Origin of the sequence: Haemophilus sp. SZY H35 (assembly GCF_018829705.1) — a bacterium.
GTDB classification, from domain to species: domain Bacteria; phylum Pseudomonadota; class Gammaproteobacteria; order Enterobacterales; family Pasteurellaceae; genus Haemophilus; species Haemophilus haemolyticus_K.
In genome coordinates this window covers 471,467-490,120 of sequence record NZ_JAHKJZ010000001.1, presented here as the reverse complement: position 1 = coordinate 490,120, position 18,654 = coordinate 471,467, and the positions used below count along the sequence as shown (strand labels likewise).

The 18,654-nt window shown below is 38.3% G+C and carries 16 protein-coding genes; 9 read left to right on the top strand and 7 right to left on the bottom strand.

Going from position 1 to position 18,654, the window contains the following annotated elements:
* The first annotated feature begins 11 nt into the window (after positions 1–11).
* From rpsA to yciH, 6 genes are all read left to right on the top strand, one after another.
* The gene (rpsA, locus tag KP710_RS02250; RefSeq protein ID WP_111407241.1) at positions 12–1,661 is read left to right on the top strand and encodes a 30S ribosomal protein S1; all 1,650 of its coding nucleotides are present in this window, start codon (positions 12–14) and stop codon (positions 1,659–1,661) included.
* 121 nt (positions 1,662–1,782) lie between these two features.
* Complete coding sequence (locus KP710_RS02245; RefSeq protein ID WP_111407242.1) at positions 1,783–2,064, top strand: integration host factor subunit beta; 282 nt, start codon at positions 1,783–1,785, stop codon at positions 2,062–2,064.
* A gap of 81 nt (positions 2,065–2,145) precedes the next feature.
* Positions 2,146–2,439: a LapA family protein gene (locus tag KP710_RS02240; RefSeq protein ID WP_111407243.1), complete on the top strand. Its 294-nt coding sequence runs from the start codon at positions 2,146–2,148 to the stop codon at positions 2,437–2,439.
* The gene (gene lapB / locus KP710_RS02235; RefSeq protein WP_111407244.1) at positions 2,439–3,629 is read left to right on the top strand and encodes a lipopolysaccharide assembly protein LapB; all 1,191 of its coding nucleotides are present in this window, start codon (positions 2,439–2,441) and stop codon (positions 3,627–3,629) included. The genes KP710_RS02240 and lapB overlap by 1 nt, the downstream gene beginning before the upstream one ends.
* Before the next feature lie 23 nt (positions 3,630–3,652).
* On the top strand, positions 3,653–4,345 hold the full coding sequence (gene pyrF, locus KP710_RS02230; RefSeq protein ID WP_111407245.1) for an orotidine-5'-phosphate decarboxylase: 693 nt from the start codon (positions 3,653–3,655) through the stop codon (positions 4,343–4,345).
* A 5-nt stretch (positions 4,346–4,350) separates the two neighbouring features.
* Entirely contained in the window at positions 4,351–4,671 is a 321-nt protein-coding gene (yciH, locus tag KP710_RS02225; RefSeq protein ID WP_111407246.1) for a stress response translation initiation inhibitor YciH, read from the top strand.
* A gap of 29 nt (positions 4,672–4,700) precedes the next feature.
* On the opposite strand, the gene hda is transcribed toward yciH, so the two are convergent.
* From hda to dnaK, 6 genes are all read right to left on the bottom strand, one after another.
* On the bottom strand, positions 4,701–5,396 hold the full coding sequence (gene hda / locus KP710_RS02220) for a DnaA regulatory inactivator Hda (protein ID WP_111407247.1): 696 nt from the start codon (positions 5,394–5,396) through the stop codon (positions 4,701–4,703).
* 69 nt (positions 5,397–5,465) lie between these two features.
* A complete protein-coding gene (locus KP710_RS02215) occupies positions 5,466–6,707 on the bottom strand; it encodes a nucleobase:cation symporter-2 family protein (protein ID WP_111407248.1) in 1,242 nt (413 codons plus the stop codon).
* Between the two features lie 105 nt (positions 6,708–6,812).
* On the bottom strand, positions 6,813–7,439 hold the full coding sequence (gene upp / locus KP710_RS02210) for a uracil phosphoribosyltransferase (protein ID WP_005634809.1): 627 nt from the start codon (positions 7,437–7,439) through the stop codon (positions 6,813–6,815).
* Between the two features lie 180 nt (positions 7,440–7,619).
* Positions 7,620–8,768, bottom strand: a complete 1,149-nt coding sequence (dnaJ, locus tag KP710_RS02205; RefSeq protein WP_111407249.1) for a molecular chaperone DnaJ — start codon at positions 8,766–8,768, stop codon at positions 7,620–7,622.
* Between the two features lie 62 nt (positions 8,769–8,830).
* Positions 8,831–9,235, bottom strand: coding sequence for a GyrI-like domain-containing protein (locus tag KP710_RS02200; RefSeq protein WP_009500005.1), 405 nt, complete (start codon positions 9,233–9,235; stop codon positions 8,831–8,833).
* A gap of 229 nt (positions 9,236–9,464) precedes the next feature.
* Positions 9,465–11,372, bottom strand: coding sequence for a molecular chaperone DnaK (gene dnaK, locus KP710_RS02195; protein ID WP_215770884.1), 1,908 nt, complete (start codon positions 11,370–11,372; stop codon positions 9,465–9,467).
* Between the two features lie 313 nt (positions 11,373–11,685).
* Here dnaK and KP710_RS02190 point away from each other — a divergent pair, with 313 nt between their 5' ends.
* Positions 11,686–13,128 carry a YdgA family protein gene (locus tag KP710_RS02190; protein WP_215770883.1) on the top strand — a complete coding sequence of 481 codons (1,443 nt, stop codon included), beginning with the start codon at positions 11,686–11,688 and terminating at the stop codon, positions 13,126–13,128.
* A 65-nt stretch (positions 13,129–13,193) separates the two neighbouring features.
* Here KP710_RS02190 and mgsA read toward each other — a convergent pair whose 3' ends face one another.
* Positions 13,194–13,652, bottom strand: a complete 459-nt coding sequence (mgsA, locus tag KP710_RS02185; protein WP_215770882.1) for a methylglyoxal synthase — start codon at positions 13,650–13,652, stop codon at positions 13,194–13,196.
* Between the two features lie 304 nt (positions 13,653–13,956).
* Here mgsA and aceE point away from each other — a divergent pair, with 304 nt between their 5' ends.
* Entirely contained in the window at positions 13,957–16,617 is a 2,661-nt protein-coding gene (gene aceE, locus KP710_RS02180; protein WP_215770881.1) for a pyruvate dehydrogenase (acetyl-transferring), homodimeric type, read from the top strand.
* A gap of 63 nt (positions 16,618–16,680) precedes the next feature.
* Positions 16,681–18,561: a pyruvate dehydrogenase complex dihydrolipoyllysine-residue acetyltransferase gene (aceF, locus tag KP710_RS02175; protein WP_140449799.1), complete on the top strand. Its 1,881-nt coding sequence runs from the start codon at positions 16,681–16,683 to the stop codon at positions 18,559–18,561.
* Positions 18,562–18,654: the final 93 nt, after the last annotated feature.

Genomic DNA, 18,654 nt, shown 5'->3' with positions numbered 1-18,654 from the left:
AGATTATTTATATGTCAGAATCTTTTGCTCAACTTTTTGAAGAATCATTAAAAGGCCTTGAAACTCGTCAAGGTTCAATCGTTAGCAGTACTGTAGTAGCTATCCAAAAAGGCTTTGTGCTTGTTGATGCAGGTTTAAAATCTGAGTCTGCAATCCCAGTTGCTGAATTCTTAAATGCACAAGGCGAACTTGAAATCCAAGTTGGCGATACTGTAAATGTTGCGTTAGATGCAGTTGAAGATGGTTTCGGCGAAACTAAACTTTCTCGTGAGAAAGCTGTTCGTCACGAATCTTGGATTGAATTAGAAAAAGCTTACGAAGAAAAAGCGACCGTTATCGGTTTAATCAACGGTAAAGTGAAAGGTGGCTTCACAGTTGAGTTAAACGGTGTTCGTGCATTCTTACCAGGTTCTTTAGTTGATACTCGTCCAGCGCGTGAAGCAGATCATTTACTTGGTAAAGAATTAGAATTCAAAGTAATCAAATTAGATCAAAAACGTAACAACGTTGTTGTTTCTCGTCGTGCAGTGATTGAATCTGAAAATAGCCAAGAACGTGAACAAGTATTAGAAAATCTTGTTGAAGGTTCAGAAGTTAAAGGTATCGTTAAAAACTTAACTGAGTACGGTGCATTCGTTGATCTTGGTGGTGTTGACGGTTTATTACATATCACAGACATGGCTTGGAAACGTGTTAAACACCCAAGCGAAATCGTGAATGTTGGCGATGAAGTTACTGTTAAAGTATTAAAATTTGATAAAGATCGTACTCGTGTATCTTTAGGCTTAAAACAATTAGGTCAAGATCCATGGGCCGCAATTGCTGAAAATCATCCAGTAAATAGCAAATTAACTGGTAAAGTAACTAACTTAACAGACTATGGTTGTTTTGTTGAGATTTTAGATGGCGTTGAAGGTTTAGTTCACGTTTCTGAAATGGATTGGACTAACAAAAATATCCACCCATCTAAAGTTGTTAGTTTAGGCGATACTGTTGAAGTAATGGTATTAGAAATTGATGAAGAACGTCGTCGTATTTCTTTAGGTTTAAAACAATGCAAAGTTAACCCATGGACTCAATTTGCTGAAACTCACAATAAAGGCGATAAAGTAACTGGTAAAATCAAGTCTATCACTGATTTCGGTATCTTCATCGGTCTTGAAGGTGGTATCGATGGTTTAGTTCACTTATCTGATATTTCTTGGAATGTATCAGGTGAAGAAGCCGTTCGTAACTACAAAAAAGGTGATGAAGTTTCTGCAGTAGTATTAGCAGTTGATGCAGTGAAAGAGCGTATCTCTTTAGGTATCAAACAACTTGAAGAAGATCCATTCAATAACTTCGTAGCAATCAACAAAAAAGGTGCTGTAGTATCAGCAACAGTAGTTGAAGCAGATGCAAAAGGTGCTAAAGTTGAATTAGCGGGCGGCGTTGAAGGTTATATCCGTGCAGCTGATTTAACAAATGAAGTTGCTGCAGGTGATGTGGTTGAAGCTAAATACACTGGTGTAGATCGCAAATCTCGTATCGTTCACTTATCAGTGAAAGCAAAAGATCAAGCTGAAGAAGCTGCAGCAGTTGCAAATGTGAATAACAAACAAGAAGAAGTTGCTATTCCAAACGCAATGGCTGAAGCTTTCAAAGCAGCTAAAGGTGAATAATTAATTCACATAATAAGGCTGGGCTCATGTCCAGCCTTATTTTTAGGGCTTATTGCTAATACATTGAAATAATGCATTAGCAATAGATCTTAATTTGAATAATATGAGGGGAGAAAAGACGATGACTAAATCAGAACTTATCGAAAAATTATCAGAAAAGCATCCAATGTTACCTCTGAAAATGGTTGAAAATATTGTAAAAGATATTCTTGAGTTTATGTCTCAGTCTCTCGAAAATGGTGAGCGTATTGAAGTTCGTGGGTTTGGTAGTTTTTCGTTACATTATCGTCAGCCTCGTTTAGGGCGTAATCCTAAAACAGGTGATTCAGTAAAATTAGATGAGAAATCAGTGCCACATTTCAAGGCGGGTAAAGAATTAAAAGAACGAGTAAATTGTTTATAGTTCATTAATACAAACGGCGCGTAAGTGTCGTTTTTTATTAGAAAGTTTGGCATAATAGTGGGGTGATTTGAGAGGGAAATTATGATTAAGTATATTTTAGGTTTTGTGATTGTTATTGCTATTGTACTTGTTGCGATTACTGTTGGAGCCAATAACGATCAAATAATTACCTTTAACTATATTGTGGCAGAAAGCCAGCTTCAACTTTCTACACTTGTCGCAATTTTATTTGGTTTTGGGTTAATTCTTGGTTGGTTAATTAGTGGATTTTTCTATTTAAAATTAAAATTCAAGAATATAGTTTTAGCGCGCCAAGTTAAACGTCAAACATTACAACTTCATGAATTAACGACTACCCGCGATAAGGCTGTCTAATGCTAGAATTACTCTTTCTACTATTACCTATCGCTGCAGCCTATGGTTGGTATATGGGGCAGCGTAGTGTAAAGAAAGATCAAGATGACATTAGTAATAAACTCTCCCGAGATTATGTTACGGGGGTAAACTTCTTACTTTCCAATCAAACTGATAAGGCTGTAGATTTATTTTTGAATATGCTACAAAAGCAAGAAGCCGAAAATGAAATTGAAAGCCACTCCCAATTTGAAGCTGAACTGACTCTTGGCAATCTATTCCGTTCTAGAGGCGAAGTTGATCGTGCTCTTCGCATTCATCAGGCTTTAGATCGTAGCCCAAATTATACTTTTGAACAAAAACTGCTCGCTAAGCAGCAGCTTGCTCGAGATTTTATGACGGTTGGTTTTTTTGACCGAGCTGAAAGTCTTTATATTTTACTAGTGGATGAACCTGAATTTGCAGAAAATGCTTTGCAGCAACTTTTAGTGATTTATCAAAAAACTAAAGAATGGAAAAAAGCGGTTAATATTGCTGAAAAACTCTCAAAAATCAAACCACAAGATAATAATATTGAACTTGCGCAATGTTATTGTGAATATTCACAAAGTTTAGAGCCTGAAAGTGCGGTTGAAAAACGCAGTATTTTACAAAAGGCTTTGTTGGTTTCTCCTACTTGTGTTCGCGCTTCTTTATTACTCGCAAATTTAGAAATGCTTGAAGGTCAATATCAACAAGCAGCAAAAATACTAGAAAATGTTTTGGAGCAAAATCCAGCTTATACTGGTGAAATTTTGTCACCTTTAAAACATTGTTATGAAGAATTAAATCAGTTAGATAACTTTGAGTTATTCTTAATTCGTGCTGGCCAAATTACTAATAATGATGAGGTAGAGTTAGCGCTAGTTAAATTAATTGAAGAAAAAGATGGAAAACCTGCTGCTCAAGCTAAGCTTTATCAGCAACTCTCGAAAAAGCCAAGTACTTTAATTTTCCATCGTTTTATGCAGTATCAAATTGATGAGGCAGAAGACGGACGTGGAAAAGAAAGTCTAATTTTATTACATAAAATGGTGGGGGAACGAATTAAGCAAACTTCAGCTTATCGTTGTACAAATTGTGGTTATCAAATCCACAAGTTGTTGTGGAATTGCCCATCTTGCCGTCAATGGGAATGTATTAAACCAGTTTCAAGTCAAGAACATAATTAATTGATACTCTGTGAGGTAACATTATGACAAGTAAAATTATTGTGGCATTGGATTATGAGAAAGAATCAGATGCTCTTGCTTTAGTTGATCAAATTGATCCGAATTTGTGTCGATTAAAAGTGGGTAAAGAAATGTTTACTACACTTGGTATTAATTTTGTAAAACAATTACATCAACGTAATTTCGATGTTTTCTTAGATCTTAAATATCATGATATTCCAAATACGGTAGCAAGAGCGGTCCGATCTGCCGCTGATTTAGGGGTATGGATGGTCGATTTGCACGCCAGCGGTGGGCTACGAATGATGGAAGAAGCTAAGAGAATTCTTGAACCTTATGGGAAAGATGCGCCATTGCTTATTGCTGTGACGGTATTAACCAGTATGGAAGATTTGGATTTATTACAAATTGGGATTAATGCATCGCCAATGGAACAAGTTTTACGATTAGCTCATTTAACCCAACGCGCAGGTTTGGATGGAGTGGTTTGTTCTCCGCAAGAGGTTGAAATTTTACGTAACGCTTGTGGAGAAGAGTTTAAATTGGTGACCCCAGGTATTCGTCCAACTGGGGCTGATTTTGGTGATCAGAGACGAGTGATGACTCCTACTGCTGCGATTCGTGCTGGTTCAGATTATTTAGTAATAGGGCGTCCTATTACTAAAGCTGATAATCCAGTAGAGGTTCTTCGTTCTATTAACGCGTCTATTAGGTAAGAATGATGTCAGATTCTATTTTAGTGTATTCAACTGATGTGGGGCGAATTAAAGAGGAAAAGGCTTCTGTAGTTTGCCCAAAAGGAGACGGTGTTGTACGTATCCAAAAACAAACGAGTGGTAGGAAAGGTGCAGGCGTATCGGTTATAACTGGTTTAGATTTATCTGATGAGGAATTGAAAAAATTAGCTGCTGAATTAAAAAAACGTTGTGGATGTGGTGGTTCAGTTAAAAATGGAATGATTGAGATTCAAGGTGAAAAACGTGATTTGCTCAAGCAATTGTTAGAGCAAAAAGGGTTTACTGTTAAATTATCAGGTGGATGATTAAAAAAGGCGCATTAGCACCTTTTTTGTTAAAGATTTAAAATTTCTTTAACGAAAGGAATCGTAAGATTTCGTTGTGCTTGCAACGAGGCTTTATCTAGTAGATCAAGGGCTTCAAATAATGTGTGCATATCTCGTGCTAGTCGTGTAAGTAAAAAATTAGCCGTCTCATCGGGTAATTGAATTCCTCGTTGATAAGCGTTATGTTGTAGCACACTCATTTTTTGCTCGTCAGTTAAGGAATTTAATTGATAAATTTCACCCCAAGTCAAGCGAGAGTTCAAATCAGGCAATTTTACAGAAAGTGCGGAAGGCGATTTATCTGAACTAATAAGCAAAAGCGTTTTTCCGCTTGATTTAATTCGATTGAACAGATCAAAAATAGCTAATTCCCATTCATCATTGCCAATCACACTTTGTACATCATCTAGACATACTAATTCTTGTTGTTCTAGATTTTCAAGAACTGCGGTAGAAAAATATTGAGATTTGCTGAGCGGTACATAAATAGCAGTACGTTGATTGATTAAATATTCGTTACTGAATGCTCTAAGCAGATGAGTTTTTCCAGAACCTTTATTTCCCCAAATATAGAAAAACTGTTGTTTTAACTCAGATGAATTTTTGCGTAAAGAATCGAGCAATAAAAGATTATTATCGCTGTAAAAGTTTTCTAATGTGGCATCATCAATTTGATGAATAGGTAAGGGAAGCTGCTTATTCAAATATTTATGTATTACAGATTATAAGTAAGAAAAGGGCTAAATTGGGATTTAACCCTTTTAAAAGAACTCTTATTCTACTTCATTTTTTGCTTTCGGTAAAACAAGGTTTAAAATGATAGCAACAACTGCGCATAAGCTGATACCTTTTAGTGATACATTGCCCACATCTACAAACATATTGCCGATACCAAATGTCATGACGACAGAAATAATACACAGATTACGTGCTTCGGTAACATCAACTTTGCCACGAATTAAGGTGCTCATGCCCACCACTGCAATTGAACCGAAAACAAGCATCATAATTCCTCCCATCACAATAGTTGGAATCGTTGATAGGAAGGCGCCTACTTTTCCACAGAATGAAATTGCAATAGCCCAAACGGCAGCCCATGTCATAATATTAGGATTGAAATTTCGGGTTAACATTACGGCACCAGTTACTTCAGAATAAGTTGTATTTGGTGGGCCACCCACTAAAGATGCAGCTGCAGTTGCTAAGCTATCGCCTAATAAAGTGCGGTGTAATCCTGGTTTTTTTAAAAAATCTTTACCTGTTACAGAGCTGATCGCCATAATACCGCCAACATGTTCTACCGCCGGTGCAATAGCAATTGGTAACATATAAAGAATAGCTTCTAGGTTAAATTCAGGCGCAGTTAATTTTGGTAAGCTAAACCAAGGCGCATCAATCACTGGTTGGAAATTAATTAAACCAAGGAATAAGCATAAAATATAGCCCGCAGTAATACCAAACATAATTGGGATGAGTTTCATCAATCCTTTGGCAAACACTGCTACAGATAAAGTAGTGAGAAGTGTTACCATTGAAACTAATATAGCGTCGTTATACGCATAAGCACTATTTTTGCCTAATGACATATCAACTGCCACAGGGGCAAGCCCCATCCCAATAATAATAATCACTGGGCCAACAACAATCGGTGGGAAAATACGTTGTAATGCTTCAGTTCCACGTAATTTTACCAATATACTTAGTGCTAAATATACAAGACCCGCCGATGCTAATCCCCCCATAGTGGTCGCAATCCCCCAAGTCTGAATACCATATTGAATCGGTGCGATAAAGGCAAAAGATGAGGCTAAGAAAATAGGAACTTGTTTGCCAGTGCAAAGTTGGAAGAGTAGGGTGCCAACGCCGGCGGTTAATAATGCTGTATTGGAATCAAGGCCTGTAATTAATGGTACAAGAACGAGCGCGCCAAATGCGACGAAGAGCATTTGTAGGCCAACAAAAGATTGTTTAAGTTTACTCTGGTTTTCTACCACGGAAGAATTTTGATGTGTCATTTAGTTTCAACTCTCTGTTTGAATTAACTGAAAGTGCGGTCAATATAGTTTTAATATTTCATGCACCGAAAAAAGACGGCATGAATACCGTCTTTTGTTTTGGGATTATTTAGTCCCAAAAATTTTATCACCCGCGTCACCGAGACCCGGAATAATGTAACCATGTTCATTTAGGTGGCTATCAATAGAAGCACAGTAAAGTTCAATGTCTGGATGTGCAGCTTCAAGAGCCTTAATGCCTTCTGGCGCAGCGACTAAAACTAATACTTTAATATGCTTACAACCTTTTGCTTTTAAAAGATCAAGGGTAGCAATCATAGAACCGCCCGTTGCAAGCATCGGATCAACAACAATGGCAAGGCGCTCTTCTAAATCGCTAGCTAATTTTTGGAAGTAAGGGACTGGTTCAAGGGTTTCTTCATTACGGTAGATCCCCACAACACTGATACGTGCGCTTGGTACATGTTCAAGTACACCATCCATCATACCTAAACCTGCACGCAAAATTGGGACAACCGTTACTTTTTTACCTTTAATTCGGTCGATTTCTACTGGGCCATTCCAACCGTTGATCGTTACTTTTTCAGTTTCTAAATCTGACGTTGCTTCGTAGGTTAATAGGCTACCGATTTCTGTTGCCAGTTCACGGAATTTTTTTGTATCAATCTCAGCTTCACGCATCACACCTAATTTGTGTTTAACAAGTGGGTGTTTTACTTCAACCAGTTTCATGTTTACTCTCCTTTTGGCCGTTTAAAAAACAAATTGACGAATTCTAGATTAAAAAAAAGAAAAAAGGTAGCAATTTATGAAAATATTTTAAAGAATACCAAGAATGGAATAGGGACAGCGATAATAATTTGGATAGGCTATAAGCAAAAAGTCCGCGAAATGCGGACTTTTTCATTATCTTTATTTGTCAGATTTACCCAAATTATCAAAGAATTTTTTCACACCATCTAAAAATCCTGAAGATTTCGGTGCGTGTTTACTTAAATCTTTACCTTGTAAACTTTCTTCAAGTTTTTGGAGTAATTCTTTTTGTTCGCTGGTTAAATTAACGGGTGTTTCTACCACAATACGACAAATTAAATCACCCGCATAACCACTACGTGTAGAGGCGACACCTTTGCCTCGCATGCGGAATAATTTTCCAGTTTGCGTTTCAGCTGGGATTTTAAGTTTCACTCGGCCATCTAAGGTCGGTACTTCAATTTCACCGCCAAGCGCTGCCGTAGCAAAGCTAGTTGGTACTTCACAATATAAGTTGTTACCATCACGTTCAAAAATGTTATGTTCTCTCACGTGAATCACAACATATAAATCTCCAGCTGGTGCGCCATTTTCGCCCGCTGCGCCTTTGCCCGCTAAGCGAAGTTGGTTGCCCGTATCCACACCTGCAGGAATTTTTACTGAAAGATTTTCTTTCTTATGAACTCGCCCTTCACCATGACAGCTGCGACAAGGTTTTTCAATTTTCTTACCGCTACCATGACAAGTTGGACAGATACTTTCAGATACAAAGAAACCTTGTTGACGACGAATTCGACCCGAACCGTGACAATGTGGACAAGTTTCCACTTTAGAACCTTTTTCAGCCCCAGAGCCACCACAGCTATCACAATGTGCAAGGGTGTTAATTTGAATATCTTTGGTTGTACCTTTTACAGCTTCTTCCAAAGTGATTTCTAAGTCATAGCGTAAGTCTTCGCCACGAACAACGCGCTGACGACCACGTCCACCGCCACCAAAAATATCACCAAAGATATCGCCGAACATATCACCAAAATCAGCGCCGCCAAAGCCGCCACCGAAACCACCTGCACCACCACCTTGTTCAAAGGCTGCGTGGCCATATTGATCGTAAGCTGCGCGTTTTTGCTCATCGCCTAATACTTCATAAGCTTCATTAATTTCTTTGAATTTTTCTTCCGCTTCTTTACTGCCTTGGTTTTTATCAGGGTGATGTTTAGATGCTAAACGTTTATACGCACGTTTAATATCGTTCTCACTCGCCCCTTTTTGTAAGCCAAGGACTTCGTAGTAATCTTTTTTTGCCATAGTGTTTCCGTATTTTTATTTCCAAATATTTTGTCATTTCTGACCGCTTACATTCGCTATTTTTAGCAATGTGGGCAAATTGAAATGTAAATATCCACTTTTCCATTTGGATAATATTTCTCAAAATCCACTTTATAAGCACGTTTTAATAAGCCTTGCTTTTCTTTATTCCAAATGCGTTGCCACGTTTGAACTACTAATTCACAAGTCGTGGGGAAGATTTCATACCAAGTCAGATCTTCCATTTCAATGGTTGAAAAACTGCCTTCAGGTTTACTTTCTTGAGCAACAGCAACATCATAATAGCCCGTAAAATCCGATTCGTAATTCAGATAAACACCATAATAAGGCTCATTTTGAGGCAATTTTGCAAAATTATTCTGCCAAAGCTGTCCAATCTTTTCTGCGGGATTTTCCTTTGTGTTATGCGTACGAATTATAGCAAGTGGATAAAGTGTAAGTGGCATAACTATTCCTTAAATTTACAAAATTCTGGGTAAATTTGACCGCTTATAACAAACTCCTCTCTTTAGCAAAGAGGGGGGAAGATTTGGCAGAAGTAAATTTAGCTCATAAGAAAATTTGATATCGCTATCAAATCTCCCCTAACCCCTCTTTTCTAAAGAGGGGGATCATTTATATACACCAAAAGGGCGTGTTTCCACGCCCTTTGTTTATGCTAAGAAGAGCGGTGAATTATTTATTATCTTTCACTTCTTCAAATTCAGCATCTACCACGCCATCATCTTTTGCTGATGATTGTTGTGGTTGCTCGCCACCAGCTTGTTGAGCTTTTGCTTGAGCTGCTTGCATTAATGGTTCAGAGGCTTTAATTACCGCTTCAATTTTCGCTTCAATCTCTGCTTTGTCTTCGCCTTTTGCTGCAGTTTCAAGTTCACTTACCGCTGCTTCAATTTTCTCTTTGTCTGCGGTACTCAATGCATCGCCAGCTTCTGCAATTTGTTTACGTGTTGCGTGAGCAATACCATCTGCTTGGTTACGAGCTTGAACAACTTCCTCAAATTTACGGTCTGCATCAGCATTTGCTTCTGCATCACGCACCATTTGTTGAATTTCTTCATCAGATAAACCAGATGATGCTTGAATACGAATTTGTTGTTCTTTACCCGTATTTTTATCTTTCGCAGATACGTTGATTACGCCGTTTGCATCAATATCAAATGTTACTTCAATTTGTGGCATACCACGCGGTGCAGGATTAATACCTTCTAGGTTGAATTGACCTAAAGATTTATTATCTGCCGCACGTTTACGTTCACCTTGAAGAACGTGGATTGTTACCGCACTTTGGTTATCTTCCGCTGTTGAGAATACTTGCGATTTTTTAGTTGGAATCGTGGTATTTTTCTCAATTAAAGTGGTCATCACGCCGCCCATGGTTTCGATACCAAGTGATAACGGAGTAACGTCTAATAAAAGAACGTCTTTTACATCACCTTTTAATACACCACCTTGAACTGCCGCACCGATTGCCACCGCTTCATCAGGGTTAACATCTTTACGAGCTTCTTTACCAAAGAACTCAGCCACTTTTTGTTGAACAAGTGGCATACGAGTTTGGCCACCCACAAGAATAATATCGTGAATTTCACTTACGCCTTTACCTGCATCTTTTAATACAGCTTTCAAAGACTCAATTGAACTTGCCACTAAATCTTCTACTAATGCTTCTAATTTTGCACGAGTGATATTTAATGCTAAGTGTTTAGGGCCTGTCGCATCTGCAGTTATGTAAGGTAAGTTTACTTCAGTAGATTGCGCTGATGAAAGTTCAATTTTTGCTTTCTCTGCTGCTTCTTTTACGCGTTGTAATGCCATTGGGTCATTACGTAAATCGATGTTTTGTTCTTTTTTGAACTCATCAATAATGTAATCAATTACACGGTTATCGAAGTCTTCACCACCTAAGTGAGTGTTACCACCTGTTGCCAATACTTCGAAAGTTTGTTCGCCATCAAAGTTATCAATTTCGATGATTGAAATATCGAATGTACCACCACCTAAGTCGTAAACCGCGATCACTTGGTTCTCTTTGCTTGAACCTAAACCAAACGCTAACGCAGCCGCTGTTGGTTCATTGATGATACGTTTAACGTCTAAACCAGCGATTTTACCCGCATCAATCGTTGCTTGACGTTGTGCATCGTTAAAGTATGCCGGAACAGTAATTACCGCTTCTGTTACAGATTCACCCAAGAAATCCTCTGCAGTTTTTTTCATTTTTTTCAATACTTCAGCAGAGATTTGTGGTGGTGCTAATTTATCACCTTTTACATTTACCCAAGCATCACCGTTGTCAGCACGGGTAATTTCGAAAGGCATAATTTTAATATCGCGTTGAACTTCTTCGCTTTCAAAACGACGACCGATTAAACGTTTAATCGCAAACAATGTATTTTTCGGGTTAGTGATCGCTTGACGCTTTGCTGGCTGACCCACTAAGGTTTCATTATCTGTATAAGCAATAATTGAAGGGGTTGTACGTGCACCTTCTGCATTTTCAATTACGCGCGCTTTGTCGCCTTCCATAACAGCTACACAAGAGTTTGTTGTACCTAAGTCAATACCAATAATTTTTCCCATTTTGTACTCCTAGTAAAAATTTTAAAATTCGGGGTTGAACTTATAAATGTCTCAAAATAGCCTCTATTACAAATATTTTTGAAACATCTACAAGCCCTATTTGTTACGAATTGTAAGATGTGGATATTCTTTCGCATTTCAAGAGAAAATTTTAAAAATTTTTTATTTCTTAAAGTGCGGTGATTTCCGTTCTTGTTTTCAAGATAAGTCTCAAATGATGAACTTCAAGGGGAAAACAAAAATTTTCAGGCAAGAAAAAAGGATTTATGATAAATTTGGCGAAAATTTTTACTTTAAAATAGGAAAGAAATAAATGAAAAAATCAAAAATTGCTGCAGGCGTAGTCGTTGCTCTTGCTGCCGTTTGGTGTACCGGTGCATGGTTTACAGGGAAAAAAGCTGAAGAAGAATATTTACATCAACTAAAACAGTTGGATCAACTATTTGCCAAAACAGACGCATTAGAAGAAAGTAAAATTTTTTATAAAAATATAAAATTTGATAGGGGACTATTTGCCTCTCATATTCAAGATCAAATAGAAATTCATAAAGCAAATGAAACAATCATTATTCCTTTATCATCAACGCTTTATCACGGGCCTTTGCCGCTTGATCGGGTAGCGAAACTGAATTTCGTTCCAGCCATTTTTTCAAGCCAAACCTTGTTAGGAAAAAATGCAACAACTCAGGCATTCTTTGATATCACAAAATCAGAGAAACCGTTACAACTAAATGTCGCAATGAATTCTTCATTAAGCGGTAATGCGGAATTAAAACTTGCATCGGGGCAATATCACAATGAGAAATCTAAGGCTGATTTTGATTGGTCAAATGTCGTATTAAATGTTGATTTAGACAAAAATGAACCAAGCAATTGTACGCTATCTGTAGATGCATTTAATTCAAATGACCCAAATCATGCAGTTTCAACCGCTTCATCAATTAAAATAAAAGATCTTGTCGTACAAGGCTCACTACAAAGCACAAAATGGCCATTTATTTATAGTGGAAATATCAATAGTAAAATAGGCTATTTTGAGCAAAATACCGAATCTGCAGAGACTGGGGAAAAATTCTCTCTTATTCAGAAAAACAGCCAAGCAAATTTAACTACACAAGTTGAGGGTGATACAGTAAATATCATCAATAAAACAAATCTGGATGAATTACATATTAATGGTAACAACTTAGGTAAAGTGACCAACAATGTAGAATTCAACCATATTGATGGCAATGCATTACAAGAACTTTTAAATATTTTAGTTGCAATAAGCAAAGCCGACTCAGATACGCCTTTATCTAAAGCATTGGTACAAAAATTACAACAATCCGGCATGGTCATTGCGAATAATCAGCCTCAAATTAAGTTTGACCCTCTTTCTATTTCTGATGAAAAAGGCAAAGTTGCATTGAATCTGAATATTGCTTTAGTGCCAAATCCTAAATTCGATTTAATGCGCAGCGGCTTATACAAACAATTCAAAGATTTTTCGATCAATTTTGATGTGAACAAAGAAACTGCGATTTCATTATTATCTAAATTTGTACCAGAAAACCAAAAGCAAGATTTAGTTCCCCGATTGAATGAATTAGTTGTTGATGGTGAAGTGAATGGTATTATCGTAAACACCGATAAAACCGTCACATTAACGCTTGCTTTAGAGAATAACGAATTGAAACTAAACGGCAAACTAATTCCAGAAGAGCAACTAAAAATGGTACTCTTTATGCTTGCAATGGGAGGATTTGGGAGATAACTAAAACAGGGCGATAAGTTGTCGCCCTGTTTCACGATGAAGTGCGGTAAATATTCTTTATCTTTTTAAGCTAAACGCTCTTTTAAATAACCTTCATAATCTGGCACTTCAATTTCGACATCTTGTTCAAATAAAATTGAAGTTAACATAAAATCTGCAGAGCTTTGATTAATGGCAACAGGAATATTCCACACTGTTGCAATACGCATGAGGGCTTTCACATCGGGATCATGAGGTGCAGCATTCATTGGATCCCAAAAGAAGATCATCATGTCGATTTTCTTTTCTGCGATTAATCCACCAAGTTGTTGGTCGCCGCCCATCGGGCCACTTAATAAAGATTGAATGCTTAAGCCTGTTTCTCGTTCTAAAATATGGCCTGTCGTACCTGTTGCATAAAGTATATGAGGCCTAAGTGCCTCTTTGTGTTTTTGCGTCCAATTCAGTAAATTTTTTTTGCAGCTATCATGAGCCACAAGTGCAATACGTTTGTGTTGAGTGAGCGTTCGCGTCGTTATATGCATGATTGATTCCTTTTTGAAATAAGTTTGAAAAACTTTAAAGCAAAGCCCTACAGAATGCAATGTTTTACTTATGATTTTAATAGGCTTTACAAAAGGCGAGAAAAAATTACCGCACTTTCAAAAGATTACTGATTAACACAGTACTCAACAGGGATATTTGATAAAAATTTACTATCTTTATCTCAAAAAATCTTCTAAAATTTGCAAGATTTGTTAAATGTTTGTAAAAAAGCAAGCATTTCTGATATTCGTGTTTAGTGTTTACTAAACTAATGTTCACTTAATTAACAGATAAGGAAAACCTATGTCTGAGATTTTAAAAAATGACGTTGATCCAATCGAAACTCAAGATTGGTTACAATCATTAGATTCTTTGATTCGTGAAGAAGGCGTAGAGCGTGCACAATATATTATTGAGCAAGTTATCGGCCAAGCACGCACCAACGGTGTTTCATTACCGACAGGTGTAACGACCGATTATGTCAATACTATCCCTGCTTCTGAACAACCTGCTTACCCAGGTGATCATGCTATTGAGCGTCGTATTCGTTCTGCTGTGCGTTGGAATGCTATTGCTATGGTATTGCGTAGTCAGAAGAAAGATCTTGACTTAGGTGGTCATATCTCAACTTTCCAATCTGCTGCAACCATGTATGAAGTTTGCTATAACCACTTCTTCAAAGCAGCAACGGAGAAAAACGGTGGCGACTTAATTTTCTTCCAAGGCCATGCTGCTCCGGGTATGTATGCGCGTGCATTCTTAGAAGGTCGTTTAACTGAAGAACAAATGGATAACTTCCGTCAAGAAGCCTTTACTGATGGGTTATCTTCATATCCACACCCTAAATTAATGCCTGAATTCTGGCAATTCTCTACGGTTTCTATGGGTTTAGGCCCAGTGAATGCCATCTACCAAGCGCGTTTCTTAAAATACTTAGATAACCGTGGCTTAAAAGATACCAAAGATCAAAAAGTCTATGCATTCTTAGGCGATGGGGAAATGGATGAAATTGAGTCTAAAGGTGCATTAACTTTTGCGGCTCGTGAGAAATTAGATAACTTAATCTTCACTATCAGCTGTAACTTACAACGTTTAGACGGCCCTGTGAATGGTAACGGTAAAATCGTTCAAGAATTAGAAGGATTATTTACTGGTGCTGGCTGGGAAGTAATCAAAGTTTTATGGGGAAGCGATTGGGATAAATTATTTGCGAAAGATACTTCAGGTAAATTAACTCAGTTAATGATGGAAGTGGTTGATGGTGACTATTTAACCTTTAAATCTAAAGACGGTGCTTATGTTCGTGAACACTTCTTTGGTCGTTATCCAGAAACCGCTGCATTAGTTGCAGATATGACGGATGATGAAATTTGGGCATTACGCCGTGGTGCACACGATAGCGAAAAATTATATGCAGCCTATGCAAAAGCACAAAATGCAACGAAACCAGTTGTGATTTTAGCGCATCAAGTTAAAGGTTATAAAATTCCTGAAGCGGAAAGTAAAAACACCGCTCACCAATCTAAAAAAATGTCTTACGAAAGCCTTAAAGGTTTCCGTGACTACTTCGATTTACCATTGACTGATGAGCAAGTAGAAAAATTAGAATACATTAAATTTGCTGAAGGCACGCCTGAATACGAATATTTACATGGCCACCGTAAAGCATTAAACGGCTATGTTCCTGCTCGTCGTACTAAATTTGATGTTGAATATAAAGTTCCTGCATTAGAAGAGTTTAAAGCATTATTAGAAGAACAACCTCGTGGTATTTCAACCACTATGGCGTTTACTCGTGCCTTAAACATCTTATTAAAAGATAAAAACATTGGTAAAACCATCGTTCCAATGATTGCTGATGAAGCACGTACGTTTGGTATGGAAGGTTTATTCCGTCAAATCGGTATTTATAACCCACATGGCCAAAACTATGTTCCTTCAGATCGTGACTTAGTTGCTTACTACCGCGAAGCAAAAGATGGTCAAGTGCTACAAGAAGGTATCAATGAATTAGGTGCAACCGCATCTTGGTTAGCTGCAGCGAACTCCTACTCTGTCAATAACCAACCAATGATTCCATTCTTCATCTATTACTCAATGTTTGGTTTCCAACGTGTGGGCGATATGATGTGGGCGGCTGGTGACCAATTAGCTCGTGGTTTCATGGTGGGTGGTACTTCAGGTCGTACGACATTAAACGGCGAAGGCTTACAACACGAAGATGGCCATAGTCATATTCAAGCAGGTATCATTCCTAACTGTGTCACTTACGATCCATCATTCGCATTCGAAGTTGCAGTAATTATGCAAGACGGTATTAACCGTATGTACGGCGAAAAACAAGAAGATGTATTCTATTACATGACAACATTAAATGAAGTCATGGATCAACCGGCTATGCCTGCTGGTGCGGAAGAAGGTATCCGAAAAGGTTTATACAAATTTGAAACAGTGGAAGGTAAAAAAGGCAAAGGCCACGTTCAATTGTTAGGTTCTGGTGCTATCATGCGTCATGTTCGTGAAGCGGCACAAATTCTTGCAAAAGATTATGGTGTAACATCTGATGTATTCTCTGCACCGTCATTCAATGAATTAGCCCGTGAAGGTCATGATGCTGCACGTTGGAACTTATTACACCCAACAGCGGAACAACGCGTATCATACGTTGCTCAAGTATTAGCTGATTTACCAACCGTTGCTTCAACTGACTATGTTAAAGCATACGCAGATCAAATCCGTGCATTCGTACCAAGTCGTCATTATCATGTGTTAGGTACAGATGGTTTCGGTCGTTCAGACAGCCGTGCAAACTTACGTGAACACTTCGAAGTTGATGCACGTTATGTTGTGGTTGCTGCACTTTCTCAATTAGCGAAAGAAGGTACAGTATCTAACCAAGTTGTTGCAGATGCGATTGCAAAATTCGGTTTGAATGTAGATCGTATCAATCCGCTTTACGCGTAATTGATGAAAACTGCGGTCAAAAAACATCGTGTTTTATGACCGCACTTTAAAAGGAACAAAAAAATGTCAAAACAAATTCAAATTCCTGATATTGGTAGTGATGAAGTTACAGTAACAGAAGTCATGGTAAACGTAGGCGATACCATCTCTGTTGATCAATCTATCATTAACGTTGAAGGTGATAAGGCTTCAATGGAAGTACCTGCACCAGAAGCGGGTGTTGTAAAAGAAGTTTTAGTTAAAGTGGGCGATAAAGTCACAACGGGCACCCCAATGCTCGTATTAGAAGCCGCAGGCACTGCACCTGCGGCTGAAGCACCAGTAGCTGCGACTGCGCCAACTACGTCGGCTGTTGTTGAAGTAAACGTACCAGATATCGGTTCTGATGAAGTAAACGTTACTGAAATTATGGTTAAAGTGGGTGATAGTGTTGAAGTTGATCAATCAATCATCAATGTTGAAGGCGATAAAGCGTCAATGGAAGTTCCAGCACCAATCGCAGGTGTGGTAAAAGAAATTTTAATTAATGTTGGCGATAAAGTTTCAACTGGCAAACTCATCATGAAATTTGAAACGGCATCAGCTGCTCCAGTTGCTGCGGCTGCACCAGCTCAAACAGCGGCACCTGTAACTGCTACAACATCTGCAATTAAAGATGTGAATGTGCCAGATATCGGTGGTGATGAAGTCAATGTGACTGAAATCATGGTTGCCGTTGGTGATACTGTTTCAGAAGATCAATCATTAATTACCGTTGAAGGTGATAAAGCATCAATGGAAGTTCCTGCTCCATTCGGCGGTGTAGTAAAAGAAATTCTCGTGAAATCAGGTGATAAAGTATCGACTGGTTCACTAATTATGCGCTTTGAAGTAGCAGGTGCAGCGCCAGCTGCGGCAACATCTGCTCCAGCACCACAAGTTGCATCGCCTGCGCCGGCTGCACAACCTGCTCAATCTGGCAATGTATCTGGCTTAAGCCAAGAACAAGTGGTGGCAAGCGCTGGCTATGCGCACGCTACTCCAGTTATTCGTCGTTTAGCACGTGAATTTGGCGTAAACTTAGATAAAGTAAAAGGTACAGGCCGTAAAGGTCGTATCGTTAAAGAAGATATCGAAGCTTATGTGAAGACCGCAGTTAAAGCGTATGAAAGCGGTGCAACAACACAAGCCGCTGGCAATGGTGTAGCAAATGGCGCTGGCTTAGGCTTATTACCATGGCCAAAAGTTGATTTCAGTAAATTCGGTGAAGTAGAAGAAGTCGAATTAAGCCGTATTAATAAAATTTCAGGCGCTAACTTACATCGTAACTGGGTAATGATTCCACACGTTACTCACTTCGATAAAGCAGATATCACGGATTTAGAAGCATTCCGTAAAGAACAAAATGTGTTAGCAGAAAAACAAAAACTCGGCGTAAAAATCACGCCAGTTGTGTTCATTATGAAAGCGGTGGCAAAAGCATTAGAAGCGTATCCACGTTTCAACAGTTCAATTACGGAAGATGCACAACGCTTAATCCTGAAAAAATATATTAACATTGGTGTCGCAGTAGATACACCAAACGGCTTAGTCGTGCCTGTATTCAAGAACGTGAACAAAAAAGGCATTATCGAACTTTCACGTGAATTAATGGAAGTATCGAAAAAAGCCCGTGAAGGCAAATTGACTGCATCTGATATGCAAGGTGGTTGCTTTACCATTTCAAGTCTTGGTGGTATTGGTACAACTCACTTTGCACCAATCGTAAACGCGCCAGAAGTTGCTATCCTTGGTGTGTCTAAATCATCGATGGAACCAGTATGGAATGGTAAAGAATTTGCGCCACGCTTAATTCTTCCAATGTCATTATCATTCGACCACCGTGTCATTGATGGTGCAGATGGTGCACGATTCATCAGCTATATCGGTGCTGTATTAGCAGATTTACGCCGTTTGATTATGTAATAACGCCCCTTTCTTCTAATTAGAAGAAAGGGCGTTTTAGCAAATTCCTTATGATCGCAAAAAAGTGCGGTCAATATTTTGAACGTTTTTACG